Origin of the sequence: Roseivirga thermotolerans (genome assembly GCF_014653175.1) — a bacterium.
GTDB classification, from domain to species: Bacteria; Bacteroidota; Bacteroidia; order Cytophagales; family Cyclobacteriaceae; genus Roseivirga; species Roseivirga thermotolerans.
On record NZ_BNAG01000001.1, the window covers coordinates 517,067 to 542,547 of the forward strand.

22 protein-coding genes are annotated in these 25,481 nt (G+C 39.5%); 9 read left to right on the top strand and 13 right to left on the bottom strand.

Features of this window, described 5'->3' with window-relative positions; all coding sequences use genetic code 11:
* The first annotated feature begins 2 nt into the window (after positions 1–2).
* The gene (locus IE164_RS02355; RefSeq protein WP_189628574.1) at positions 3–965 is read left to right on the top strand and encodes an AAA family ATPase; all 963 of its coding nucleotides are present in this window, start codon (positions 3–5) and stop codon (positions 963–965) included.
* Here the strand turns inward: IE164_RS02355 and IE164_RS02360 are convergent, their stop codons facing one another.
* A complete protein-coding gene (locus IE164_RS02360; protein ID WP_189628575.1) occupies positions 966–1,823 on the bottom strand; it encodes a 3-hydroxyacyl-CoA dehydrogenase NAD-binding domain-containing protein in 858 nt (285 codons plus the stop codon).
* Complete coding sequence (locus IE164_RS02365) at positions 1,823–2,842, bottom strand: phenylalanine--tRNA ligase subunit alpha (RefSeq protein WP_189628576.1); 1,020 nt, start codon at positions 2,840–2,842, stop codon at positions 1,823–1,825. Before IE164_RS02365 ends, IE164_RS02360 begins: the two co-directional genes overlap by 1 nt.
* 77 nt (positions 2,843–2,919) lie before the next feature.
* Here IE164_RS02365 and galE point away from each other — a divergent pair, with 77 nt between their 5' ends.
* The 4 genes from galE to IE164_RS02385 all read left to right on the top strand — a co-directional run bounded on the left by galE (position 2,920) and on the right by IE164_RS02385 (position 7,794).
* Positions 2,920–3,942 carry a UDP-glucose 4-epimerase GalE gene (gene galE / locus IE164_RS02370; RefSeq protein ID WP_189628577.1) on the top strand — a complete coding sequence of 341 codons (1,023 nt, stop codon included), beginning with the start codon at positions 2,920–2,922 and terminating at the stop codon, positions 3,940–3,942.
* Between the two features lie 97 nt (positions 3,943–4,039).
* Complete coding sequence (locus IE164_RS02375) at positions 4,040–5,356, top strand: UDP-glucose dehydrogenase family protein (protein ID WP_189628578.1); 1,317 nt, start codon at positions 4,040–4,042, stop codon at positions 5,354–5,356.
* Positions 5,357–5,368: 12 nt separating this feature from the next.
* Positions 5,369–6,352: a UDP-glucuronic acid decarboxylase family protein gene (locus IE164_RS02380; protein WP_189628579.1), complete on the top strand. Its 984-nt coding sequence runs from the start codon at positions 5,369–5,371 to the stop codon at positions 6,350–6,352.
* On the top strand, positions 6,349–7,794 hold the full coding sequence (locus IE164_RS02385; protein WP_189628580.1) for a capsule assembly Wzi family protein: 1,446 nt from the start codon (positions 6,349–6,351) through the stop codon (positions 7,792–7,794). The genes IE164_RS02380 and IE164_RS02385 overlap by 4 nt, the downstream gene beginning before the upstream one ends.
* Here the strand turns inward: IE164_RS02385 and IE164_RS02390 are convergent.
* Both IE164_RS02390 and IE164_RS02395 read right to left on the bottom strand, forming a co-directional pair.
* Positions 7,791–9,173, bottom strand: coding sequence for an exopolysaccharide biosynthesis polyprenyl glycosylphosphotransferase (locus IE164_RS02390; RefSeq protein ID WP_189628581.1), 1,383 nt, complete (start codon positions 9,171–9,173; stop codon positions 7,791–7,793). The genes IE164_RS02385 and IE164_RS02390 overlap by 4 nt on opposite strands.
* 71 nt (positions 9,174–9,244) lie before the next feature.
* Positions 9,245–10,756, bottom strand: coding sequence for a capsule assembly Wzi family protein (locus IE164_RS02395; protein ID WP_189628582.1), 1,512 nt, complete (start codon positions 10,754–10,756; stop codon positions 9,245–9,247).
* 88 nt (positions 10,757–10,844) lie between these two features.
* Between IE164_RS02395 and IE164_RS02400 the strand changes: the two genes are divergently transcribed.
* Positions 10,845–11,531 (top strand): hypothetical protein, encoded by a 687-nt coding sequence (locus IE164_RS02400; protein WP_189628583.1) that lies wholly within the window; start codon positions 10,845–10,847, stop codon positions 11,529–11,531.
* 4 nt (positions 11,532–11,535) lie between these two features.
* Positions 11,536–13,242 (top strand): capsule assembly Wzi family protein, encoded by a 1,707-nt coding sequence (locus IE164_RS02405; protein WP_189628584.1) that lies wholly within the window; start codon positions 11,536–11,538, stop codon positions 13,240–13,242.
* On the opposite strand, the gene IE164_RS02410 is transcribed toward IE164_RS02405, so the two are convergent.
* The 7 genes from IE164_RS02410 to IE164_RS02440 form a co-directional block, all read right to left on the bottom strand.
* The gene (locus tag IE164_RS02410; protein ID WP_189628585.1) at positions 13,222–14,286 is read right to left on the bottom strand and encodes an NAD-dependent epimerase/dehydratase family protein; all 1,065 of its coding nucleotides are present in this window, start codon (positions 14,284–14,286) and stop codon (positions 13,222–13,224) included. The genes IE164_RS02405 and IE164_RS02410 overlap by 21 nt on opposite strands.
* Positions 14,287–15,063 carry a WecB/TagA/CpsF family glycosyltransferase gene (locus IE164_RS02415; protein WP_189628586.1) on the bottom strand — a complete coding sequence of 259 codons (777 nt, stop codon included), beginning with the start codon at positions 15,061–15,063 and terminating at the stop codon, positions 14,287–14,289.
* Between the two features lie 13 nt (positions 15,064–15,076).
* Positions 15,077–16,240, bottom strand: a complete 1,164-nt coding sequence (locus IE164_RS02420) for a glycosyltransferase family 4 protein (RefSeq protein ID WP_189628587.1) — start codon at positions 16,238–16,240, stop codon at positions 15,077–15,079.
* A 26-nt stretch (positions 16,241–16,266) separates the two neighbouring features.
* Positions 16,267–17,406 (bottom strand): glycosyltransferase family 4 protein, encoded by a 1,140-nt coding sequence (locus IE164_RS02425; RefSeq protein ID WP_189628588.1) that lies wholly within the window; start codon positions 17,404–17,406, stop codon positions 16,267–16,269.
* A complete protein-coding gene (locus IE164_RS02430) occupies positions 17,403–18,548 on the bottom strand; it encodes an O-antigen ligase family protein (protein WP_189628589.1) in 1,146 nt (381 codons plus the stop codon). Before IE164_RS02430 ends, IE164_RS02425 begins: the two co-directional genes overlap by 4 nt.
* A gap of 316 nt (positions 18,549–18,864) precedes the next feature.
* Positions 18,865–20,010 (bottom strand): glycosyltransferase family 4 protein, encoded by a 1,146-nt coding sequence (locus IE164_RS02435; RefSeq protein ID WP_189628590.1) that lies wholly within the window; start codon positions 20,008–20,010, stop codon positions 18,865–18,867.
* A gap of 8 nt (positions 20,011–20,018) precedes the next feature.
* Positions 20,019–20,921: a glycosyltransferase family 2 protein gene (locus IE164_RS02440; protein ID WP_189628591.1), complete on the bottom strand. Its 903-nt coding sequence runs from the start codon at positions 20,919–20,921 to the stop codon at positions 20,019–20,021.
* Positions 20,922–21,171: 250 nt separating this feature from the next.
* Here IE164_RS02440 and IE164_RS02445 point away from each other — a divergent pair, with 250 nt between their 5' ends.
* Positions 21,172–22,164, top strand: a complete 993-nt coding sequence (locus IE164_RS02445) for a T9SS type A sorting domain-containing protein (RefSeq protein ID WP_189628592.1) — start codon at positions 21,172–21,174, stop codon at positions 22,162–22,164.
* A 73-nt stretch (positions 22,165–22,237) separates the two neighbouring features.
* On the opposite strand, the gene IE164_RS02450 is transcribed toward IE164_RS02445, so the two are convergent.
* Positions 22,238–23,236 (bottom strand): NAD-dependent epimerase/dehydratase family protein, encoded by a 999-nt coding sequence (locus IE164_RS02450; protein WP_189628593.1) that lies wholly within the window; start codon positions 23,234–23,236, stop codon positions 22,238–22,240.
* Positions 23,237–23,419: 183 nt separating this feature from the next.
* On the opposite strand from IE164_RS02450, the gene IE164_RS02455 reads away from it, so the two are divergent.
* On the top strand, positions 23,420–24,208 hold the full coding sequence (locus IE164_RS02455) for a class I SAM-dependent methyltransferase (RefSeq protein ID WP_189628594.1): 789 nt from the start codon (positions 23,420–23,422) through the stop codon (positions 24,206–24,208).
* Here the strand turns inward: IE164_RS02455 and IE164_RS02460 are convergent.
* Positions 24,195–25,475: an oligosaccharide flippase family protein gene (locus IE164_RS02460; protein WP_189628595.1), complete on the bottom strand. Its 1,281-nt coding sequence runs from the start codon at positions 25,473–25,475 to the stop codon at positions 24,195–24,197. The genes IE164_RS02455 and IE164_RS02460 overlap by 14 nt on opposite strands.
* Positions 25,476–25,481 lie beyond the last annotated feature (6 nt).

Sequence of the window (25,481 nt, forward strand, 5' to 3'; positions counted from 1 at the left end):
ATATGAGCAAGACTTCAGATGTGGCCCTGGCCGATAAGTTCTTCGAAGATTTTCAGAAGCTTAAATCAGAAATTTCAAAAATCATTATTGGACAAGAGGAGGTAGTGAATCTATTGCTAGCTTCCATCTTCTGTCAGGGGCACAGTCTCCTTGTTGGTGTTCCGGGTTTGGCCAAAACATTGCTCATTCAAACTATATCTTCTGCTTTAGACTTAAGTTTTAAGCGCATTCAGTTTACGCCAGATCTTATGCCATCTGATATTCTCGGAGCAGAAACCATAGACAAAGACAGGAATTTTAAGTTTATAAAAGGACCCGTATTTGCCAATATTATTTTGGCCGATGAGATTAACCGTACACCACCCAAAACTCAGGCCGCACTTTTGGAGGCCATGCAAGAATACTCTGTGACTGTTGCAGGACAGTATTTCCCATTAGACCGGCCATTCTTTGTGTTAGCTACACAAAATCCAATTGAGCAAGAAGGAACATACCCCCTGCCCGAGGCGCAGCTCGACCGCTTTCTGTTTAACATTACGTTGACCTACCCTAGCTTTCAGTCGGAGGTGGATATTGTGAAAAACACCACCAGTGACGATACCAAAACTGTAAATCATGTTCTTGGGGCTGAAGAAGTGATTAATTACCAACACTTGGTAAGGCGAGTGCCCGTTGCAGACAATGTGGTGGAATATGCAGTAAACCTTGTGCATAAAACCCGATTCGAAAGTGAAAGAGCACCTCAGATTACCAAAGACTATATTGAGTGGGGAGCTGGTCCCAGAGCTTCTCAGAGCCTTATAATTGCCGCTAAATGCAATGCATTAATCAATGGAAAGTATTCGCCCGATATTGAAGATGTAAAGGCCGTAGCAAAACCGATACTCAGACACAGGATTGTGCGAAACTTCAAGGCCGAAGCAGAAGGCCTGACCATTGACAAACTTATTGACCAACTGCTTTAATCAGTCGTAGAAATAAAATCCACGTTTTGTCTTTCGACCGTGATGGCCGGCATCTACCTTTTGTTGTTGAATTCTGGAAGGTCTAAACTTGGCATCCTGATGAAAGGCATTGAACATAGACTCTGTCACAGAGTAGTTGGTGTCAACACCAATAAGATCCATTAACCGAAACGGCCCCATTTTAAAGCCGCTGGCCTCCATGAGCCTGTCAATTCCTTCTACATCACTCACGCCTTCTTCCAAAACCTTGAGACCTTCCACATAAAAGTGTCTAGCCACTCGATTTACTATAAACCCAGGGGCATCTGCCGCTCTTACAGGCACCTTGCCAATTTTGATGGCTAGGTCGTATACAAGCCCAGCTACCTGAGCGTCAGTAGCAGCTCCTGAAATCACCTCCACCAACTTCATTATGTGTGCCGGATTAAAAAAATGCATACCCACTACATTTTGTGGCCGCTTTAGAACGGAGGCTATTCTCGTAATAGGAATAGAAGATGTATTGGTGGCCAGTATGGTTTGGTCGCTGTTTATTTCTTCCAGCGCACGAAATAATTGTTGCTTTACATCGAGTCTTTCAACGATTGCCTCAATGATTAGATCGGCCAATAAATCTGCCTGAGTATTTACGGTTTGAATTAGTGATAGGCAATTCGCTTTATCTTGAACTGATACCTTTCCTTTTTCAATGCCCTTATCCAGGTTTCTTTCTATCCCTTTTAATGCCTCGGGCAGCGAGTCTTCATTGACATCATATAAAAGTACCTCAAACCCTGCCATGGCACAAACTTGGGCAATTCCCTGCCCCATTGTCCCTGCTCCTACTACCGCTATCTTTTTTATTTGCTCCAGCTTCATTACAAGGCATTAAACTGACGAAGAAACCTGATATCGTTTTCTGTAAAAAGACGAAGGTCTTTAATTCCGTACCTGAGCATAGTAATACGTTCAATACCCATACCAAAGGCAAATCCGGAATATACCTTAGAGTCAATTCCACAGTTTTCCAACACATTCGGATCAACCATTCCCGAACCTCCAATTTCAACCCAACCGGTATGCTTACAAATATTGCAGCCATCGCCATGGCATATTTGGCAAGAGATATCTATCTCTGCACTAGGTTCGGTAAAAGGGAAAAAGCTTGGCCTAAAGCGAATTTGTGTTTCCTTACTGAACATTTCCTTGGCAAAGTGATAAAGCGTTTGCTTAAGATCGGCAAATGAAACCCCTTTATCTACATAGAGCCCTTCCATCTGATGAAACACGCAATGTGCCCTGGCCGAAATCGCTTCGTTCCTAAAAACACGCCCTGGAGATAGTGTCCTAATTGGAGGTTTTTCGGTTTCCATAACCCGTATCTGGACGCTGGATGTGTGCGTGCGCAGAGCAATATCAGGGTTCTTTTCGATAAAAAAAGTATCCTGCATTTCGCGTGCCGGATGATTCTCCGGAAAGTTTAGTGCAGTGAAGTTATGCCAGTCGTCTTCTATTTCCGGCCCGGTAGAAACATTAAATCCTATTCTTTCAAATATCTGTATGAATCTATTCCTTGTTGCCGAAAGAGGATGTATTGAGCCAAACTCTCCGGTTATTGGGGGTAATGTAAGATCCGGATACTCCTCCACTCCTCCACCTGAGTCGTTAAGGGCATCAATAAGTCGCTGAAACTTTTCTTTGGCCTGTGTTTTTAAATCATTTACAGCCTGCCCGAAAGCCTTCTTTTCCTCATTGGGAACATTTCTCATCTCCGCAAAAAGATCTGCGATTACATTCTTTCGTCCTATAAACTTTAATCTATATTCCTCCAGTTGTTCCTGGCTGGTTGCCACAAACGACTCAATTTCTTGTGAAAGCTGTTTTACTTTTTCATTCATAGGACCTCAGGCTCAATTTTCTCACAAAAATAACAGGACTTCATTACATACTGGTCTCGAAGGACTATTTTTGGGTTATGCAGACAAATATTCTAGTTACCGGAGGGGCCGGCTACATTGGTTCGCATGTTACAGTACGGCTCCATGAAGAAGGATTTAACCCGATTATTCTTGATGATTTTTCTAATTCTGATAAATCGGTTCTTGATCGATTGAAGAAAATAACCGGCAAGAGTTTTACCTGCTACGAAGGCAGCATTTTAGATGAGCCTCTGCTAAATAAGATTTTTTCAGAACACCAGATAGCCGGAGTGATTCATTTTGCTGCTAAAAAGGCTGTAGGCGAATCGGTAGAGAAACCATTGTTATACTACAGAATTAACGTTGCAGGGCTTGTTACGGTACTTGAAGCCATGCATGCGCACAACTGCAACAGTCTGGTTTTTTCCTCTTCATGCACTGTGTATGGCGAACCCGATAAACTACCAGTTACTGAAGAATCTCCCAAAAAGCCCGCCAGCAGCCCTTATGGCAACACCAAACAAATAGGTGAAGAAATTATCGAAGATGCCGTTAAAAGTGGCATGGCGCTGAAGTCTATTGCCCTTAGGTACTTCAACCCTATCGGGGCTCATCCTTCAGCCGAAATTGGAGAACTTCCTCTGGGAGTACCCAACAACCTGGTTCCGTTCATCACTCAAACTGCAGCTGGAATCAGAGAAAAGCTTACCGTTTTCGGTAACGATTATGACACGCCAGATGGTACGTGCATAAGAGATTATATTCATGTAATGGACTTGGCAGATGCTCACGTTCAGGCCATTGCACACCTCAACTCTATTGCTGAAACGAGTCACTTTGATGTTATCAATGTAGGTACAGGAAGAGGCAATACAGTATTGGAGGCCATAAAAGCTTTTGAAAATGTAACCGGCCTTTCCCTGAACTACACCATTGGTTCAAGAAGACCAGGCGATGTAGAGAAGGTATATGCAGAAGTAGAAAAATCAGCAAAAATCCTGAATTGGAAAACCAAGTACTCTTTGGAAGAGTCCATGCGCGATGCGTGGAACTGGCAAAAGAGGCTTTCAGGTCTTTAACCTATAAAGACTACCAGTAAACGATAAAAAATTGCTTTTAATCGAAGCCTAAAGCACTAATTTTGAGTAGATTTTAAGTTTGAATAAAATTTGAACCATGAAAATAACAATTGTTGGAACCGGATACGTGGGTCTTGTAACAGGAACTTGCTTCTCTGAAGTAGGTATCGATGTGACCTGTATAGATATCGATGAGAAAAAAATAGAAGGCTTAAAAAACGGGAAAATGCCCATTTACGAGCCCGGTCTGGAACCAATGGTTAGCAATAATCTTGAAAAGGGGAGGCTGCATTTTTCAACCAGCCTGAAGGATAATCTTAAAGATGCTGAAGCCGTGTTTATTGCCGTGGGTACACCTCCAGGAGAAGACGGAAGTGCAGACCTTAAATATGTGTTGGCTGTAGCTCGCGAAATTGGTCAGCATATGTCTGATTATCTTGTAGTGGTTACCAAGAGCACTGTGCCAGTTGGAACAGCCAAAAAAGTAAAAGACGCAGTACAATCAGAGTTAGATAAGCGAGGCGCCAACTTGTCCTTCGATGTAGCCTCAAATCCGGAGTTTTTAAAGGAAGGTGCCGCCATTCAAGACTTTTTAAAGCCCGACAGAATAGTGGTTGGGGTAGAGTCTGAAAGGGCTCGTAAAATTATGGAGAAACTCTATAAGCCTTTCCTACTGAACGGACACCCTACGATTTTTATGGACGTACCTTCTGCAGAAATGACCAAATATGCAGCCAACTCCATGCTAGCTACCAAAATTAGCTTTATGAATGACATCGCCAACTTGTGCGAAATCATGGGAGCCGATGTGAACATGGTAAGAAAAGGTATTGGAAGCGATTCTCGTATAGGCACTAAGTTTATATATCCTGGAGTAGGTTATGGTGGGTCATGTTTCCCAAAAGATGTAAAAGCATTGATAAAGACAGCTCAGGAAAATGGCTATAACATGCGGGTTCTTAAGGCTGTGGAAGATGTAAATGAAAATCAGAAATCAGTTCTGGTGTCTAAGGTAAAGAAACACTTTGGAAATGATTTGAGTGGAATGACCTTTGCCATTTGGGGGCTGTCTTTTAAACCCAAAACTGATGATATGCGGGAGGCTCCTTCTATAGTAATTATTAATCAGCTTCTCGAGGCCGGAGCAAAAGTCAAGGCATTTGACCCGGTGGCAATGGAAGAAGCCAAAAGAGATTTGGGGGACAAAATCACCTATGCGAAAGATGAGTACGACACGCTTGTAGATGCAGACGCACTTCTTTTAGTCACTGAGTGGCCCGAATTTAGAATACCAAATTTCAGTGTTGTAGGTAAGCTCTTAAAGAACAAAGTTGTCTTTGATGGCAGAAATATTTATGACCGTGAAGAGCTGAGAGAAATGGGCTACACCTACTACGGAATTGGAATACATTAAGTAAATAGAATTATGAAAAGAGTATTAGTTACAGGTGCCGCTGGTTTTCTTGGTTCACATTTATGTGACCGTTTCATCAAAGAAGGCTTTTATGTGATCGGAATGGACAACCTGATCACTGGAAACATGGAAAACATTGAGCATTTGATGCCTTTAGAGAACTTCGAGTTCTATCATCAGGATGTATCAAAATATGTCCACATTCCAGGTAACTTGGACTATATACTCCATTTTGCTTCGCCCGCCAGCCCTATAGACTACCTCAAAATACCTATACAAACACTCAAGGTTGGTTCATTGGGTACTCACAATTTGCTTGGGTTGGCGAGAGCCAAAAATGCTCGAATGCTAATAGCCTCTACCTCCGAAGTGTATGGCGATCCTTTGGTTCACCCTCAAACCGAAGAGTACTACGGCAATGTGAATCCCATAGGTCCTAGAGGAGTTTATGATGAGGCTAAAAGATTCCAAGAAGCAATGACTATGGCCTATCACACATTTCATGGTTTGGAAACTCGCATTGTGCGAATATTTAATACCTATGGGCCAAGAATGCGATTGAACGATGGTCGTGTACTTCCAGCCTTTATTGGCCAGGCACTTCGAGGAGAAGATTTAACGGTTTTCGGTGACGGTAGTCAAACCAGGTCTTTCTGTTATGTTGATGATCAGGTTGAAGGAATCTTCCGATTACTAATGTCAGATTACCCTTATCCTGTTAATATAGGCAACCCGGACGAAATCACGATTGCACAGTTTGCCGAAGAGATTATTAGTCTAACAGGAACCAGTCAAAAAGTGATATACAAGCCGCTTCCCAAAGATGACCCGATGCAACGAAAACCGGATATTACAAAAGCCAGAGAGATTTTAGGCTGGGAACCCAAAGTAGGTCGAAGTGAAGGCTTGAAAATTACCTATGATTACTTTAAGTCCCTTTCCATAGAAAAGCTTCACAAAAAAGAACACAAAGACTTCGCAAAATACATCAAGTGAAACAACCTTTAATGAACTTCTTGGGTCTCACCTATATGGTGAGACTTTTCCTATTCATTAGCCTTGGCACTTTATTGCCGGGTTTTATTCTTTTGGGACAAACGGACAGCTCAAAAAATGTAACTCAAACATTGAAGTTATCTGGCTCTGTACTTGTAAGCGGAGGAGAGTCCTTGCCATACTGGTGGGTCAACCAAAATTCGGGTAGGCTACAGAGAAACTCTTCCAACCAAATCCATAATCAACTTTGGTATTACGGAGAATATAAGCTGCCGCTGGACCTTTTATTTTTTTGGGATACAGAGGTTTCTACCAGCCTTGCCCAAGATATTAGGCCAAGCATTATTCAAAGCAATATTGGCTTTCGTTCTTCTTTTATCGAGCTCAAAGCCGGTTTAGACGAGGAGTTTTTTGGGGAATATCAACACCGCCTATCATTGGGAAACCTCATTAACAATACCAATGCCAGGCCAATTCCCAAAATCTCCATAGCCACGAATGGCTGGCAACCCTCTCCGCTCTTCCCTAGAAATATTTATTATAAAGCTTACTTGGCTCACGGATGGTTTGAGAAAGATCGTGTTCAAAGCGGAGCATTTCTGCACCATAAATCATTTCACCTGCAAAGTCGGTTAGCCAAAAACCGATTGAAACTTGGAGTTGGGTTAATTCATAACGCACAATGGGGAGGTAAAAATCTTACTACCGAATATTCTCAACCCACAGGATTTAAAAACTATACGAGAATATTTTTTGGACGCAACGGAGGTGAAGACGCCCTGCAAACAGACAGGCAAAATGCCCTTGGAAATCATCTAGGCACCTACGAGATAAACGGAAGTTATCAATTTAAAACCTTTACCCTTCGTAATTATTGGCAGTTCATGTGGGAAGACACTTCAGGACTAACTCCTTGGAATTGGCGCGATGGCCTGGTAGGAATAGAAGTAGATTTTTTGAATACTCCTTGGCTCAAACATGTATTGCTGGAAATAGTTCGCACTAACGACCAAGATGCTGTAAAGTTTGACAAGGGTGGTAACATGTTTTTTGAGCCCGATGATTTTCTGAACAATGGAGTATACCTCTCTGGGTGGACATATGCCGGTCAAGTTATTGGTAGCCCCCTCTTTATTCGTCAGCAACTGAGTTCCGGAGGCTACACTAGAATATTCAACATGTTGAATGCCTGGAATTTTGGAGTTTCTGGAGAAATAAAAAAAGTAGAATACCACGTGAAAGTAACTAACTTCTCGAATCAGGGAAGACGATTGGAACTCATTGACCCTCCTCTTAAACTTTGGTCAGTAGATCTTGCACTACTACGAAAACTAAACGAAAAATCCGAGCTAAGCGTAAAAATCAATTTTCAGGAAGGCAATATAGGAGGTGGTAAGAACCTGGCTGTTGGACTGAGTTATTCGTACCTTCTACTTCACTAGTAAGCCTTTTCTTGGCCTTTCGCTATTCCAAAAAGTGTAAGGAAAATAATTTTAATATCTAACATGAAAGACCAGTTCTGGAGATAAAACCTATCCAGTTTAACCCTTGAATTCATTTGAAAATAATCGGTTATTTCACCCCTGTATCCCATCGCTTGAGCTAAACCCGTTACACCGGGTTTTGATTCGTGCCGTTTGGCAAATTTGTAGACTTTATCCTTGTACTCGTTATTCAAAGACAGAGGGTGAGGTCTCGGTCCAACTACAGACATTTGTCCTAAAAAAACATTGATAAACTGCGGAAATTCATCTAATGATGTCTTACGCAAAAAAGAACCGAAAGAGGTAGTTCTTGGGTCATTCTTTGTTGCCCAAATATGATCAGCTTCTTTATTGATCACCATTGTTCTGAACTTTAAGCATACAAACTTTTCCCCTTGTTTTCCTTCCCTCCATTGCTTGAAGAACACTGATCCATTACTCTGTAGTTTGATAATCAATGCAAACAAGGGAATCATCCATGAAAGTACCAATATGATAATGGTAGTGGAGAAAACAACATCGAATAAACGCTTCACAAAGCGGTTGAAAGCTCGGTCTAACGGCAAGTTATTCACATCAATCACTGAGATTGACTCATACCTGCGAAGAACAAAAGTTTTAAGTATGTCGGTCTTTAATTCAGGTAGCAGTTTTACTTTTTTGGCATATTGATCGGCAGTTTGAATCACCTGATCTTTAACTACCTTGGGCAACCGGTCACTTAGGTATACGAAATCGTACTTTTCTAGCCTGTCTTCCAATAACCCCTCCAGTGAACCCAAAAAAGGATACTTAGTTCGTCTGCTAGGCACATCATGCACAGAGTAAATTCCCTCACACCTTATTCCGTAATGTGGCTTTCTTTTTAGTAAATCATATAGTCTAAACCCAAGTTTATCGTACCCAACTATGGCTGCATGACGAATATTTCCTCCAAAAGCCCTGTATCTGTCTAACACCAAGTGAACAAAAACCCGATATATTGTGAGCCACACGAATAGAAAAAGCACCAGAGCCATGATAAACTGCCGGTTAATTTCTTCTTCAGCCACAAACAGCCACAAAAGGGAAATGATTGAAACAAAAACGAATACACTTGTGAAGGCCTTCTTGAATGTGCTGTAATAGCTCACAGCTCTTCCAATCTTAAAGTCCCTGTTCAAATAAGAATATATTGGCCAGCCAAGAATATATATCAGAAAGGCATAGAAGTAGGTTTCTTCAAGCCTAAAAGAACCAAATGCGATAAAAAGCGCAATAAAGAAAATAGCACTTAATACTAATACTTCACCAGCAATGAACAGTGGAGGAAAGTACCGATGAAATCGCTTTTTCACAGTGTGTTTTTATGATATGCCAAGAACAAAAATAACAATCGAAAGATTGAAAGTAAGATGTCTTGAAAGATTTAATACGATTTTAATACAAAAGTCACTCCAAGTTCAATACCTAAATTATTGTAAAGCTCCCCTCTATCTACTGCTAAAAGTCCATTTATGAATACCGGTTTACCAAGTAACTTGGTTTCTTTTGAGGCTTCTATCATACTATAAAACTGCCACTTGCCTCCAAGGAACACATATTCAAAGTCATTATTTTCTATGATTCCGTTCCAGGCAAAGCGCCCTTCATATAAACCTGCATAAGTTCCAAAGTTTTCCGTGGCTGTAAGCATTACTCTCAGACTTAAGCTTTTGTCAGGCTCCAATATTGCACCGAAATGATAGGCCTTTAACCGGTTATTGATGATTTCATTCTCGTAGTTGGGAAACACTCCCAAAAACTGACCGCTCCAGGCATATGTTAGAAACAATGGATTAGAGATAATTCTTCCCTTGTGTGTCCAGCCTGACTGATACAGCCAATTATTGAAGTAATCATCGCGGCCTCCGAATTTATATCCGTGATTGTCCTCTATGGTTTGAACCTCATCCGTAGCGTCAGGTAAACCCGGGCCGCTCTGAGACATTGACCTTACCAGTTCGAAGTATATTTCGCTCACTAAAAACTTTGGTGGAAGCATTAATCTAACCCCTGCGAGAAAATCTTTGAAGCTGATGTATTGAATACTACCTAAATCTTCAAACGGCTTTTGGTAATTTAAACTTAATCGCCAATCGCCCAGCTTTTTATCTATGGTCCACTCAGTAGTTCCTAAGTGATTACCCAATCCATTGGCCTCGCCTCCGGTACCACCATGAGGATTAGGTATTCCGCTACCTAAGAACACTTTCTTAAAGTCTTTTAAACTGGAGGGTTGCTTTTCTCCTGAAGGATCTGTTCCTCCATATTGAGCAGAGTGAATCAACGATGAATAAATTTTCAGCCCAATATGTTCTTCCAAATCCAGAACAACTTCAAATTGCTTCTGATGAAGAAGGGGTTGGCTTATGTATCTGTCCTCTTCAAACCAACCGTGACTAACGAAACCACGAAACTTAAGATAACCGAAAGTCAAGGGGAGGTTGATGAAATCGCGAATTTCGAAGCCAATTGTTGGTAGAGGCAAAGCATTGTATCCGTTGGAAAGGCTACCTGTAGTCAACCGGTTGTTTTGAATTCCACCAATAATTCTAGGGTTTACGCCTGCCCATAGCGAAAACCTGCGAAAAGAAACACTTCCATAAGCCTTGTATACATCACTATTCCTTAATCCGACTCCAAAATTAGCAGACCAATAGTTGTTTATTCGTGTTCGGTAATTACCATCTACCTGTATAAAAGCGTCCTGTTTATTGGTAACAGTACCCCACCGATTGTGAACCAAGTAGAAAGGGTTAAATTCTTCTGTACTTAGGAGAACCCCAGTAGATGCCTTAAGTAAAAGTGAGTCAGCCGCTTCTTGCGCCTGCGCCAGAGTGAAGCAACTGAACCAAATTAGACCAATGTTTAAAAGAAAAGCACTTATACGTTTAATCAATTCTTTTTACTTTTAGTCGCAATATAATACGTCAAATATCTTAATCGGGTATGCGAGCAAGAGTCTATTCTATATTTGAAAAACAACCATGTTAATCAACCTTTCCAAAAGACTAATTTGTCTAACCTTTGGTTTGTTATTAATATTTAGTTGTAGCCCTGAAGAACTGCCGATTGAAATTCCATTCTACTTCTACGATTTCGAATCTGACTATACCAATATAGACAGTGTGTATGTTTCTGAATTCGATGGTGATAAAGTATTAGGCCCATTCAATAATTCTGGATTTTCAGTTCAATGGCAAGGCCTTCCCAAGCACGACTATGTCAAATTGACCTTTGATCTTTACATCCATGATACATGGGAAGGAAACTCTAATGACTCTGGTACTGGCTTACCTGATCATGATGCCTGGATCATTGAGTTTGATCCTCACAAGAATGTTAAGTCATCAGAAAAAATCTATTTTGAAACTACTTTTTCAAATGGTCCTTGTGAGCCTGGTTGGTGCTTTGGCCAGTCATACCCAAATGAATTTCCATTTTACCATGATGCAAGAACTGGGGCAGCAGTGAAATATATGCAGGGAAGATGTCTCTATGCTGATTCACCTTATGGTACATCTTTGTATAAAATTGAAAAGATATTCCCTCACCGAGAAAGCTCAATGGTAATTGCTTTCTATGACAGGCTCAAACAGGATGCCCCATTCCCACCTCTTTGTGAAGAGAGTTGGTCTCTTGACAACTTAAACATATCATTAATCAGAAGGTAAATTGATGAGAAAAAACATTTTCCTGATCCTTGTTGCTATCCACACTATTGCTTTTGTGAAAGCACAAACAATCCCCGTTGGCTCTCCTGTGATAGAATCCTACCTCAGGAGACAACAGCTCTTAGGCAAATTTGACTCATCATTTTCATTTAATTATAGGCCTATTAACCTTTCAAAAAATGGCTTGAGTATTGACACAGCGGTCTTTAATAAATACGACTACTTTAAAAAACTGCCGAACAGTAAGGGAGACACTCAAATAACTCTTCTACCTGCCAGTCTAAATCTGGCCTTCGACAGCGACCATCCTGATAGTAGAAATGATGGCGCAATGATCCGGTCCAGAGGTATACAAACATTAGTTTCTGGGGGAATTTATACTGAGGTTGGTCCACTGTCGATACAAATCAAACCTGAACTTGTCATTGCAGAAAATAGAAATTATCAGGGGTTCCCTTTATGGCCAAGGCATTACGAAAGTACCTGGCAAATCAGATATATATGGTTTAATAGTATAGATCAGCCAGAGCGATATGGCACAAATACATACACAAAACTAACCCCAGGCCAGTCAAGTATACGTCTTAATAAATGGGGGTTATCCCTTGGCATATCAACTGAAAATTTGTGGTGGGGACCTGCAATAAGAAACAGTATTATGATGAGTAATAATGCGGAAGGGTTTCCTCATTTCACTTTTAATACACAAAAGCCAATTAAGACTCAAATTGGCTCGTTTGAATGGCAATTTATAACAGGAAAGTTAGTTGGCTCTGGCTATAAGCCTCCTGCTCACGATGTTGTAATTAGAGGAAGAATTCTTTACAGCCCTAAGCCCGATGATTGGAGATATTTTCAAGCCCTTTCCCTTTCTTATGCTCCTAAATGGATAAAAGGTCTTTCATTGGGAATGACACGATGGGTGCAACAATATAATGAGAATGCAAAGTCAACTGGAAGTTACTTTCCTGTTTTCCAGAACCTTTTTCGTAAAAATGATAGAGAGGAATTTGGTTTCAATCTGGCACAGGATCAAGCTTTTGGCATCTTTGGAAGATGGATTTGGTTTGATTCTAATGCAGAGTTTTATTTTGAACTTGCCAAGAATGATGCGCCAATAAATTTTAGAGATTTATTGGTAGATACAGATCACTCAAGAGCGCTGACTGTTGGAGTAAGTAAGTTGTTTCCAACCATAAAAGAAAACGAGTTTTGGCAGTTTAATTTTGAGTGGACACAAACATCTCAAACTGAGAGTAGACTATTAAGAAACTCTTTGAGTTGGTATATCCATGGAAGGGTAAGACATGGCTATACGAACAATGGAGAAGTATTAGGGTCTGCCTTAGGCCCTGGGGGAAATGCTCAGTACTTAGAGGTTTCCAAGGTTAAGGGTTTCGATAGAGTTGGGGGGGCAATAGAGCGCTTTGTACACAACAATGACTTCAACGTATTTGCTTTTTCAGACAATTTTAGTTCAGCCACAATCAAAGATTTTACCAGATATTGGGTGGATTACAGTGTACATGCTTTTTATGAAAAGAGGTTTGACAGGTTCTTTCTAAACGCATCTCTGTTCTACACTTACTCTCTAAATTATCAATGGGAAGTGCTTTTTGATCCAAATGATCCACATGCATTTCCCGATACACCAGGAGTAGATAGGAATAACTGGAATCTAGATATTAAACTATCGTACTCGCTGTTTTAAGCGCTCTTGCCAAGAATCATAAATTTCTTGAAAGGTAGTTTTTAAGTCCTTGGTTATACTCCAGGCAGGGTAGTGCGATTTCATTTTAGATAAATCTGAGATGTAACAAATGTGGTCTCCTGACCTGTTTTGACTGCTATACACATAGTTCATAGCCTTACCAGAAATGGATTCAATAAGGGCGAAGGCCTCTAAAATAGAAACTGAGTTTTCTCTACCTCCTCCTAGATTATACACCTCCCCTTTTTTAGGGTTTTCCAAAAAGCACTCAATGAAGGTGGACACATCATGAGAATGAATATTGTCTCTTACCTGCTTTCCTTTATATCCAAAAATCGTGTATTGCTTACCAATGATATTGCACTTGATTAAATAGCTAAGGAAGCCATGAAGTTCCACTCCACTATGATTGGGGCCTGTTAAACAACCTCCACGTAGGCAACATGTAGGCATATCAAAGTATCTACCATACTCCTGAACCATTACATCAGCCGCCACTTTAGAAGCCCCAAAAATGCTGTGCTTTGATTGATCTATAGTAAAGTTCTCTTTAATGCCATTGAAGTATTCCTTATCTCCATAGTCCCAACGAGTCTCATGCTCAACCAAACTGAGATTATTGGGAGCATCGCCATACACTTTGTTAGTAGACATGTGTACAAACGGAATCTGAGTAGAGTATTTTCTGGTAGCCTCCAAAAGATTCATGGTGCCAACAGCATTAACATCAAAATCATCATAGGGCCGCGAAGCGGCCAAATCGTGACTTGGTTGGGCGGCCGTATGAACAATAGCATCAGGTCTTTGATCACCTATAAATTGTTCCAGATCTCCCCTATTTCTTATATCGATGTTAAAATGCTGATAATTCTTATACTTTGTTACCAACCTTTTCGCATTCCATTGTGTATCGCCTCCTTCACCAAAGAAATCTGCACGCATGTTATTGTCAATACCAACAACTTTCCAGCCTCTATGGGCAAAATGAGACACTACCTCACTACCTATTAAACCAGCCGAACCGGTGACTAATAATTTTTTCATTTAATTGAGTCGATATGGTTCTCGATAAAACAGCTTAAATTTTAAGTAGGTAAAAATAAATTGGCTGTTGGTTATGAAATATCTTTTTGCCAACCTTTTAGGTTCCATAAGCAAACGGAAAAACCATTCCAGACCATTTTTTTGCATCCAAGATGGCGCTTGCTTTAATGTACCAGCATGAAAATCGAATGCTGCCCCCACTGCCATCATAGCTGCGTTGACCTTTCCTTTGTGATTGGCAACCCAGAACTCCTGTCTTGGACAGCCTCTTCCAACCAAGACAATGTGTGCTCTACTATCATTGATTTTCTTAATATCTTCCTCATCCTCTTCATCAGTTGCCTCTCTAAAACGGTCTTGGTGTACTCCACAAATCACTACGGATGGAAATCTTCTTTCAATGAACCGTTGAAATTTATCCAAAGTGTCCCCTGTACTCCCAAAAAGGTAAACCCTAAGCCCTTTTTCATTGGCTTTTTCAAGAACTCGCAAGGTCAATTCGGGTCCATATACCCTATCCTTCATCCCCAACTTATAGAAGCTATTGAGTGCCCAACGAACCGGCTGGCCATCGGGAACAATCAGGTCAATCTTGTTAATGATTCTTTTTAGACTTTGGTTTTTTACACTTTCCATCAAACCATGCACAGCCAAAGCCGATACACCAAAGCTAGTTCTCTTTTCAGCCCAATATATTATAATGTCTGATGCTGAATCATAGTCAACATTGGCATACTCAGGCACAAAAAGCTTATGTTTTGTATAATGCTCTAACATTTACAGTGTCCAATTATAAGGTTAAACCCTTAGCTGTCTGCTCAAGAATCTTTCTGGTCTCTTTTGCCCATGAACTCCAATTGAGCTGAGATTCAAACTTCTTTCTGGCATTAATCGAAAAGCTCCTATACAACCTCTCATCACCAATAAGACTTTCGATTGTATCTACATAGTCACTAGTATCTGCGTTATGAGGGAGTAAAAAACCAGTTTTTCCATCTTCAACTATTGAGGAAACACCTCCTGTGTTTGTAGAAACAACGGGTAAACCAAAAGCCGCTGCTTCACAAAAGACTATACCGTATGTTTCGGCTCTTGTGGGCATAAAGTAAATATCAGCTTCTTCATACAACTGCCTCATCTTCTTTACATCTTCTTCAATATTTTTATTCAAAAATGGGATAACTTTCATATTGGGATGTTCATGGGGGGGAACACAACCACAAACGGTTAATGAAACTTTGTACCCTTTGTCCAATAAAGATTTAAAGGTCTTATATACAATTGCTCCTCCTTTCCTATTCCAGTCTACCCCTATGAATAATAAATTGATTTGGTCTTTTAATGATCTGGAATTCAAAGACAGATCATTATCCATGTCCATATTGGCTCCCAATTGTGTTACAAACACAGAATTTGCACCATAAAAATCCACAGCATATTGAGCCGCCCATTCCGAAGAAAAAACCTGAGAGGTTGAATTATCAATTGCCAACTGTTCAATTCTATTGCCCAGTTTTTTTACTAGTGGAGAAATTCCTTTTTCATCATGATAGTAGCTCCATAGCTGACCAAAGGTGGTATCTGAAAAATAGCAGATAGGAATGCTCGTTTTCAAGTAGGCAATCTCCAATGAAGCCACCGGAGCAAAAAGAACATCAACATTTAAATGTTCTAATTTCCGTTCAAAAAACCTTGAGTATGCTTTGCTTCTAGCCGGTAAATGAATGCTTTTTGTTTTAGTACCATATCGAAAAAGATGATAAACTTTGAACAGAAGAATACTCAGGTTCATTTTGACAGTGTCTATACGGTTTAGTCTAATTGGACCCAGAGCATTCACTTCCTCAAACTGTTCGTTTAGCGCCTGGTACATTCTATAATAAATGCCGGACCAACTTCTTTTATCTTCTGGATCAAGTGCTGTAATAAACCCAATACGTAAGTTACTTTTCAAGCTATTCTGATTTGACATCTATTTCTCTACTTCTGAGTCAATGCACTTTTTACCACTGTGTGAAATGTTTCGGCAAATCTATCTTTTGAAAAGGCCATAGCCCTTTTGCTACCCTTTTTTATCCAAGACTCCCGTGATTCTTCATTTTTTAATTGAAGCATACATTTAACGAGTGAGTCTACATCATCCATATCGAAAATCAAAGCAGAAGAATTTGCTACTTCCATTAGTGCACCTTGATTTGAAATTATAACCGGTATTTCTGACCTCATTGCCTCAATTACCGGAATTCCAAAGCCCTCCTCTCTGGAGGGAAATACATAGGCAAATGCATTTTTATATAAAGTACCCAATTGATGATCTGGCACAAACCCAGGCATCAACACTCTATTACCAATTTCCAACTCATGTATTACATTCAAAATCTTGGAATAGTCATCATGAAAAATTCCGACACCCCTACCTCCAGCCAAGACCAAATAGAAGTCTTTAAAGTATTCTTGCTTTATTAATTGACTGAATGCACGAACTAATACATCAATGTTCTTTCTGCTTTCAAAAATACCAACATGAAGAAAGTATTTTGCTCCTTCAGGTAGACCAGAGATATCGGGTTTTTCTTCTGACAGAGATAGCTCTTTAGGAGCCTGATAAACCACCTGGAGTTGATGTTCATCCGTGATAATCCTTTTTACCTTATCTCCAATATAGTTTGTTGTGACTACTATCCGTGTATCACCATCGAGTCCTGCTTTTACAGATTTCAAAAAATAAGTTCTCCACAGCGGGTTATAGTTTCCCTTCAATTCCCAATAAAATGTATCATGAAAAACGGTAATGCTTCGGGCTCCAAATTTCATATATGGCAAGAGATAATCTAGAGTTACCACCAGATCGACTCTTTTGAATAGGATTAGAGTAGGCAATACAACTTGCTTCCAAAGAAAGTATAAAACGTGGTTCAGGATTTTCTTCAGTGGATTAACCTTTCCGCGAAGAAAGGTTGTCCCATTGAGCTTCCTCCAATTAGGATAAATAATGTATTCGACCTCCGACTGGTCCAATTCCTCTAAACCAGCTAACAACTGAACTGTATAGGTTCTAATTCCTGTTAGTGCCTGGATTAAGTGAAAAGAATCTATAAGTACCCTGGGCCTATTCTTCATCTGCTCATCTCAAGTCTCCCAGTGCTCAAACCCTCTTCCCTAACTGGCCTTCTAAATTTTTGATATAGGGTCTCCGCATGACCTATTAGCCACCATGAAATTAGGGAAACATAGATATAAGCTTCTGCATTAGCCGTGAAGAGTGGCAATAGCATACCAAACTTAACAGAAGCCGCTACAAATGGGATAACCCCATCCCTTCTTGAAGGCGAAAGCCTGAATGCTCTCCACGAATTTCTAATACCATAATACAGCATACCGATATAGAGAAGCATACCAATGACTCCCATTTGCACACCATAGATCAGATATTGGTTTTCACCTCCAACTATCAGGTCCTTTTCAACCCCTCCTGCATTTCCACTCATAGCCAAACCAATACCCATAGGGTTTGAGATTATACTGTTTACTGCATTCAGCCAATCTACTATATGTGTGAGACTTGATGAGTTCTGGAATGTTAAGGTATCCACCACAAAATATAGAATATCATTCGCAGCAAAGAATACTATGTAGACACCAATGACGACTGATATGCTCAAAGCAACACCTATTAGCTTATAATATCTCAGCATCAGAGCCATAAACCCTAGCAAGAGAAAAAAGGAAGCAAATGATGCTCTTGAGTAGGCAAATAATAGACAAATAAATGCGCAAAAGAGGAAGCCCAAGTATTTGAACTTATTCGACCTATATGGCACCGAGACCAGATATATTACACCAATAGATGCCACAACTAACATAGAAGCAGCCAACTCTAATGGATGTGCAAAGAAGGCACCATACCTAGGCCGCCCTCCTTCAGCTTCAAAAGTCCAGGCCAAGCCGTAACTACCTTGTGGCTCCTCTCCAGTGAAAAAGGTATTGTACTTAGCATATCCAGCAATGGTATGAAAATGAGTGCCAATAACTTTTTCAAAAGTCACTAAAACGCATGCCAGAATAGTAGTAATGAATATGACCTTAACAACCTTATTCCACTCACTGAAACTGATATTGACATTACGCCCAAAACAGTAAAAAATACCGATTAGGAATATATTCTTAAGGTAAATAGCACGATTGGTTACTGTTGCCTCACCCAGGCCCAGAGCGAAAAAGAGTATTGCCAGCCCAATAAACGCCAGAAAAATTTTGTCCAAGCTCGAAATGTCCCATGTCTTATCCAGAAGTCTCTTTTGGCCAAAAATCCAAAGTCCAAAAGCACTAAAAATGATAACCTCCTTAGAATATTGAATCAGCTTAATTATCAGAGGTGATTCAAAAGCATCGAAATTGCTGGTTAGGAAAAGAGCATAAACCGGAAAGAAAGTGACGGCATACAAAAAGACACTTTGTAGATTCCCCCTTATTACCTGATGTATCGTATAGCCAAAAAAAGCTATATAAAGTATAAGAAGTATGGCGGCAACTAAAATCATCAGATCGACTCAGGCTAGAACCAAATTTATCAATAAATCAATGACTGAGCACTGAACTATAGATATTAAGTAGGTTCGAATATCCTTTATCCTTTGAATACTTTTCGAAATAAGACTTAAGAGCATTTTTTCCAAAAGATTCAACCAAATCTTCGTCTTTATCCAGTCGTTCTACGGCCTTGAGGAAATCCTGGGTATGGTCGTATTTCAAACCATTAAATTCATGCTCAATCATGGAAGACATGGCTCCTGTATTTCTGGCGACTACTGGCTTCTGATGAGAAAATGCTTCAAGTATTACCATAGGCATTCCCTCGTAATACTTAGAAGGGAACAATACTGCTTTACACTTTCTCATGTGTTCTAATACTACATCCCTCTCCTGTTCACCCAAATAATCCACATTCCGGAATTCTTTAAATATTGCAGGTTCCTCAGCCTTACCTATGAGTATGAACCGAGAGGTTTTGTTATGCTTAAATAGCTGCAGCAAATCCTGAAGACCTTTCGAATCATTGAGTCTTCCAACAAAAAGGAAGAATGAGCCATGCTCGATATTCGTTCCTGCCTGAGTTAAAAAGTTAGGTTTAACTACAGCTTTTGCCTCTGGTAGACCTCCCGATACTAGCTTCTGTTTCTGGAACTCGGTAAGGCAAATGTATTTGTCAATTAAATTGTCCCAGGTACCCTTATTTCTATGATGCTGAATAACATGTGCCTGAGCAGCAGTTGCCAGGTATGAACCCCGATAGCACTTGTACTGAATAGAGTGATAAAGACTCTTATTGATGCACAGCTCACAGACCTCACCTTTCTGGAATAGTAGACTGTTGGTGCATATCATTTTATAATTGTGCAGGGTTTGAACCACAGGGATTTTCCGTGACCTACATACCTCATAAACAACGGGGGTTATTATTGGGAATGTATTATGCACATGGCAGACATCAGGTTTTTCAGTATCGAGTAGTTGCCCAAATTCATCAGCAATCTTTGTTGAAGCATTCAGGGAAAGTAACATTCTAATCCTCTCAAGTTTCGAAAAGCTATCTAAATCGGAGTTATCCTTAATGAATTGGACTACTTCATGGCCATTTTCCTCCATGACTAATTTCTCTTCATTCAGTACGGCTTCTTCACCTGTTTTTCCCTGGTAGATATTATGAACCTGAACTATTTTCATTAGCTAAATCAAGTAGTCAGACCATCTCGGATACCCCTAATGACAAACTTAAGTTTAGTAAATCTCCCTTTTATGAGAAAATAGAGAGAAAATCCAGCGAGTTTTATTATCTGATACCCCCATGAACCAATCAGGTTAATTCCACGAGCATATCTTCGTATCATATAAAGCTGATTTCTGACATTCTGATAGTGAGAAAATGGAGAAACATTACCTTCACCATGCTTGTCTCTATTAGAGTCGGACATACCTGCCTCATGGTAAATTATAGAATTGGGTTCAAATGCCATTTTCATTCCCAAATTTCTAATTTTTAATGACCAATCAGCATCTTCATGATAAATGAAGAACTTATCATCTAGCAATCCGATTTTTCTGATTACATCTGCCCAAATAAGAAAACAACACCCGGTAATCCAGTCGGTATATAGCAAATGATCAAACTGGCCCTTATCCTTGACGCGTTCCCCCCTGGTTTTAGTCAAAGTGAAAAAGGAAACATATTTACCCCCTGCATTCCAAATAATGCTGCGGTCATAGTTGTACATTATTTTCGGTTGAATGGCAGCTAGGTTTTCAGAAATTAACCTATTTGTCAAATATCTAATGAACCATGGGGTAACCACAGTATCATTATTCAATAACATAACCAAATCATGGTCTACATCTAATGCGTACTGGATACCTAAGTTATTACCGCCAGTAAATCCTAAATTCTTACGGCTTTCTATTAAGGTAACTTCTGGAAACTTCTCCTTCAATCTGTTTCCGGATCCATCACTTGAACCATTATCTATTAGAATGATCTCAAATCTTGGATAATTTACCGTTTTAAGTGATTCTAGGCACTGAGCAGTTACATAAAAACTATTCCAATTAACAATAACTATGGCTATAGATAGAGTATCCATATTTATAGGCAGCCCATCCTGAAAAATATCTTGGTTAAATGAAAGCAGAAGATGAGCTAGTTAATTGGTAAAAATGAATAAAAATAGAAAGTAAATATATACATGACCAATTAAATCTCTTTCCTAAGAAGAGTTTATATATTATGCCTTATACAGCATTTTTATATATGTAAAAATTTAGATTTTTTATTCTTTTTCAAAATAATATAATGCTAATTGAATATAATTTAAACATAAAACAATTATACACATGAAAAAAATTATTTACTCATTTGTTGTTTTGAGCCTTTGTGCATTAAGCAATTCTTTATTTGCTCAAGACCATTGGTGCTGGACATGTAATCCGGCTACCTATGGCTATGTAAGAATTGGCGTAAATGCTCCATTTACAACCAAGCAACTTTATGTTCAAGCGAACAGTACAGATGCAATAGCAGCATTTGATAACATCAACCAGTTCGGAAATGGTGTTATGATTACAGCAGCAGAAGACCCACTACGGGTTAGTGGTTTCAACAACTATTCGGGAAATTACCTTATAGTCAAGAAAAATCCATCAATCCCTACTTCCGCAAATGTAGGAATAAACAAATCTAATCCTAGCACGCTCTTTTCTTTAGATATCGCTGGTTCAGTACAATCTTATGGGTATTTTACATCTTCTGATATCAGGTCTAAAAAGAATATATCATCAGATATAGCCAAATACCTTGATCTATATAAGATTAAAACTTATACGTATAGCTACAAAGATGATCCAAGCAATCGGTCTCATTTCGGATTAATGGCTCAAGAAGTCCTTAACACATATCCCAATTTGGTAGCAGGTAATGAACAGGAAGGGTATAGTGTAAATTATATTGAAATGATACCTCTCTTAATCAGAGGGCTACAAGACCAAAAGCAAACTATTGATATGCTCACCGAAGAGGTCAATTCTCTAAAAAAGAACCTCGTTTCTTTGCGGAAGGAAAACAGTATAGTGTTAGAAGAACAAAAGATGATCATCTATCCAAACCCTTCAAGTTCTTCAGTTAAAGTTACGTTCAATACTTCATTCGATGGGAACGCATCACATATAGAAGTTGTAAACCTCAACGGAGAAATTATTCGAACTATTGAGAGGGCTGGGAAAGATACTATTGAGATTACCAGCGAAAACTTTCAGAAAGGGGTTTATTTTGTGAGATATATCTCGAATGGTGAGCTTAAAGAAACCAAGAGATTACTAATAGAGAAATAAGAATAAAAAAGAGACAGGAATTTAGCCCCTGTCTCTTTTAATTTTATTCCCTTATCTAACAGGTCTATCAGATCTACCCTTTTTTCCAAAAATCGTAGATCCCACTATCCAGTTCATACTCCTTCCATACAAACCGCTCCCTATTGGGTTGCAACTTTGCCCAGTTCCACATTTCAGCCAACCCTTCTCTTAAACTGGTTTTGTCTTTAAACCCCAGAATTTGAACAGATTTCTGCCAACTCGGATGCGCATTTTTTACTTCATGCCGCTTCTGTAAGAATTGCACCTCACCACCTCCCATTACGTCAATTAAAATTTCAGCAGCCTCTTTGATGGTATATTCTATGGCAGAACCAAGGTTAATAATTTGTTGTGACGCTCTTTCGTTTACAGCCGCATTCCACAATGGTTCCACAAAATCATTGATACTGCTAAATGCTCTTCTTTGACTACCGTCTCCAAAAATTGTAAGAGGTTGATCGTTTAAACGTTGGTACATCCAGATTCCCAACACATTGCGATAGACGTCCCAGATATTCTGTTTGACTCCATAAACGTTGTGCGGTCTAATAATGCACCAATCCAGACCATGTTGCTCACCCGCTACCTGAATGTCCATCTCACAAGCATATTTAGCAATACCATAAGGGTCTATTGGTGCGGGCTGATGAGATTCCTCAAAAGGTGGTTTTCCATTACCATAAACGGCCATTGAACTAGTAAAAACTAACCTTTTTACACTATGTCGTATACACTCATTAATAATATTGGCTGTAGCCAGTAGGTTATTCTGATAGTTGTACTTTCGAATAAATGGTGAAAGCCCTTCTGCAGCGTAAGCAGCCAGGTGGAAAACGTATTCAGGTTTATGCTTTTCGAAAACCTGTTTTACCTCGGTAGACGAGCAGTCAAGTTCATAAAAGGTTACCTTATCAGATATATTCGATCGGTATCCGCCACTCAGGTTATCAATCCCTACTATCTCATATTCGGGTTTATTTTCAACTAGCCAGTCTGCCAATCGGCTTCCAATCAGACCTGCCACACCAGTGACCACAACACTCTTTTTCATTCAGATACTTTATCAAAGTATGGTATTAAACCAGAGAAAAGATTTGTCTTACTCTTTTCTACAAAACTTTCATGAAAATCTTAGTCAAAATCCGCAATAGCAAGCTAATCCAATTAAATTTGATTTTAGTGGTAGCCCCACACTAGTTTATGTTTTTATAAATCACTGAGTAATTTCCGTTTCATGCGTTTTGATATACCTAACACCAGTGGTTCTGACCTAGAGAAGTACTTCAATTCTAATGATAAAAGATTGATTCATAAATGGAGTCACTATTTCGATATCTATGAACGCCATTTTAGTCGGTTCAGAAACAAACCTATTGTGATCTTAGAAATTGGGGTTTTTCAGGGGGGCAGCCTCCAAATGTGGAAAGACTATTTTGGAAGTCAGGTAGAAATCCATGGAGTAGATATTAACCCCAACTGCAAGTCCTTAGAAGAAGAAAACATTCACATTCATATTGGCTCTCAGACAGATCGTGCTTTTCTTCAAAAGCTAAAAGCTCAAATTCCAATGATAGATATTTTAATTGACGATGGCGGACATACAATGAAACAACAACGCATTACTTTTGAAGAAATGTATACCCACGTGAAAGAGGAAGGGGTATATGTCTGCGAAGACTTGCACACTTCCTATTGGCTTGAATACGGAGGGGGGTTAAGAAGGCGAAAAACCTTCATTGAGTTCAGTAAAAGGCTTATAGACCAACTGAATGCTTATCATAGCAGACAAGCAGGGTTTAAGCCTGACTCTTTTACACGAACTACTGACTCAATGCACTTTTATGATAGTGTACTTGTTATTGAAAAACGCCAACGTCCCAAACCGATGGATCTAAAAAGTGGGGTAGAAAGTTACAGTCACAATTACCATAGCAACAAAGGTTCAGTACTCAAGCATAAGATTCTTACTCTTATAAACAAGATCCTTCGTTTTTTTAGGTTACCTGGTTTTATTTGGAAGTAAAATTGGATCTAACCTCTACCTTGCCAATTAAGTAGTGGTGTATCCAATAATTGAAAACTTCTGACACCATTAAAGCCAATGCCATACCCAAGCTACCATAAAAATAAGCTCCTGCCGTACTCAACAAGAGCATAACTAAAGCCGTAATCCAAATAGCCTGGGCCAATATTTGTTTTCTATCTGTTACAAGAATTTTAATCATATTAGGTATGTTTAGCATGCCCATAAATGGCAAAAATGACAAAATCCGAGTGAGTTTAATAGCTAATGTAACTCTGTTACCCGTAAGAAACTCAATGATCCATGGTGCCGAAACTGATACAATCACCCCAACTGCAAGTGTAATTAACATTCCGTTGAAACAACTACGTTTTACATATGATCTATATGCTCCCCTATCTGCTTCATATAGACGGGTTGCTTTCTGTAAAATAGATTGAGTGATAAAAACAGGGATCATGCGCAGCAATACTGAAATTCTTTGAGCAACCGCGTAATAACCAAGCTCCGTATTTGTAACAAAATTGCTAAGCAAAATAAAACCTCCATTTACCAGCACATAAGAAGCAATCGTGGAGGAAAAAAACTGAAAATTATCCAAGAGCCTAGAAAAAACGTTGGACAACTCAATCCATTGAAAACGAATGGACTCATATCGGTAAATGAAAGCAAGCAGAACCAGATTAACAGCTACTCCAGATACTCCCAAAATAAAATTAACCCATTTAGCATCATCTGAACCTTGAACCACTAATACAACGAGAATTAAATACAAAATTTTAGCAATAGCATTGCTCTTAGAAATCCACGACAGTCGGTCAAAACCCTGTAATATGAACATTGGATAAACAGCATCATTGAGCAACAACACGGCAGAAAACAGAAGTATGGTGGAGTATTCAGAGAAGAAGCCCAGTAATGTTGTTAAAACGTACATCAGTAGAACCAAGAGCAAGGACAAAACAAGCCTGGTAACGACTACTTCATTGATTATTCTTTGTTTACGTTCCCGGTCTTGCTGCACCAATGCCAACTGCTTAGGCACATTAAGTCCAAAACCATAGTTCACTATTATACCAAACAGCATGGTAACCGTAAGTGCGAGACTAATGAGTCCATATTGATCTTCCCCTATCCGCTTAAAAAGAAAAGGGGTTAGTATAATAGTCGTGAGGAGGTTAGCTCCTTGATTGAGAGAGAGGTGAAGAAAATTGGAGAAGGTATTTCCTCTAAGGATTAATGTGAAGCGATGTACTATCGAATTCAAACCTCT

What these genes read in the sequence shown, in the direction of transcription:
- IE164_RS02355 (WP_189628574.1), top strand. Translation starts at nt 3, where the DNA reads ATGAGCAAGACTTCAGATGTGGCCCTGGCCGATAAGTTCTTCGAAGAT.
- IE164_RS02360 (WP_189628575.1), bottom strand. Translation starts at nt 1,823, where the DNA reads ATGAAGCTGGAGCAAATAAAAAAGATAGCGGTAGTAGGAGCAGGGACA.
- IE164_RS02365 (WP_189628576.1), bottom strand. Translation starts at nt 2,842, where the DNA reads ATGAATGAAAAAGTAAAACAGCTTTCACAAGAAATTGAGTCGTTTGTG.
- galE (WP_189628577.1), top strand. Translation starts at nt 2,920, where the DNA reads ATGCAGACAAATATTCTAGTTACCGGAGGGGCCGGCTACATTGGTTCG.
- IE164_RS02375 (WP_189628578.1), top strand. Translation starts at nt 4,040, where the DNA reads ATGAAAATAACAATTGTTGGAACCGGATACGTGGGTCTTGTAACAGGA.
- IE164_RS02380 (WP_189628579.1), top strand. Translation starts at nt 5,369, where the DNA reads ATGAAAAGAGTATTAGTTACAGGTGCCGCTGGTTTTCTTGGTTCACAT.
- IE164_RS02400 (WP_189628583.1), top strand. Translation starts at nt 10,845, where the DNA reads ATGTTAATCAACCTTTCCAAAAGACTAATTTGTCTAACCTTTGGTTTG.
- IE164_RS02405 (WP_189628584.1), top strand. Translation starts at nt 11,536, where the DNA reads ATGAGAAAAAACATTTTCCTGATCCTTGTTGCTATCCACACTATTGCT.
- IE164_RS02410 (WP_189628585.1), bottom strand. Translation starts at nt 14,286, where the DNA reads ATGAAAAAATTATTAGTCACCGGTTCGGCTGGTTTAATAGGTAGTGAG.
- IE164_RS02415 (WP_189628586.1), bottom strand. Translation starts at nt 15,063, where the DNA reads ATGTTAGAGCATTATACAAAACATAAGCTTTTTGTGCCTGAGTATGCC.
- IE164_RS02425 (WP_189628588.1), bottom strand. Translation starts at nt 17,406, where the DNA reads ATGAAGAATAGGCCCAGGGTACTTATAGATTCTTTTCACTTAATCCAG.
- IE164_RS02435 (WP_189628590.1), bottom strand. Translation starts at nt 20,010, where the DNA reads ATGAAAATAGTTCAGGTTCATAATATCTACCAGGGAAAAACAGGTGAA.
- IE164_RS02440 (WP_189628591.1), bottom strand. Translation starts at nt 20,921, where the DNA reads ATGGATACTCTATCTATAGCCATAGTTATTGTTAATTGGAATAGTTTT.
- IE164_RS02445 (WP_189628592.1), top strand. Translation starts at nt 21,172, where the DNA reads ATGAAAAAAATTATTTACTCATTTGTTGTTTTGAGCCTTTGTGCATTA.
- IE164_RS02450 (WP_189628593.1), bottom strand. Translation starts at nt 23,236, where the DNA reads ATGAAAAAGAGTGTTGTGGTCACTGGTGTGGCAGGTCTGATTGGAAGC.
- IE164_RS02455 (WP_189628594.1), top strand. Translation starts at nt 23,420, where the DNA reads ATGCGTTTTGATATACCTAACACCAGTGGTTCTGACCTAGAGAAGTAC.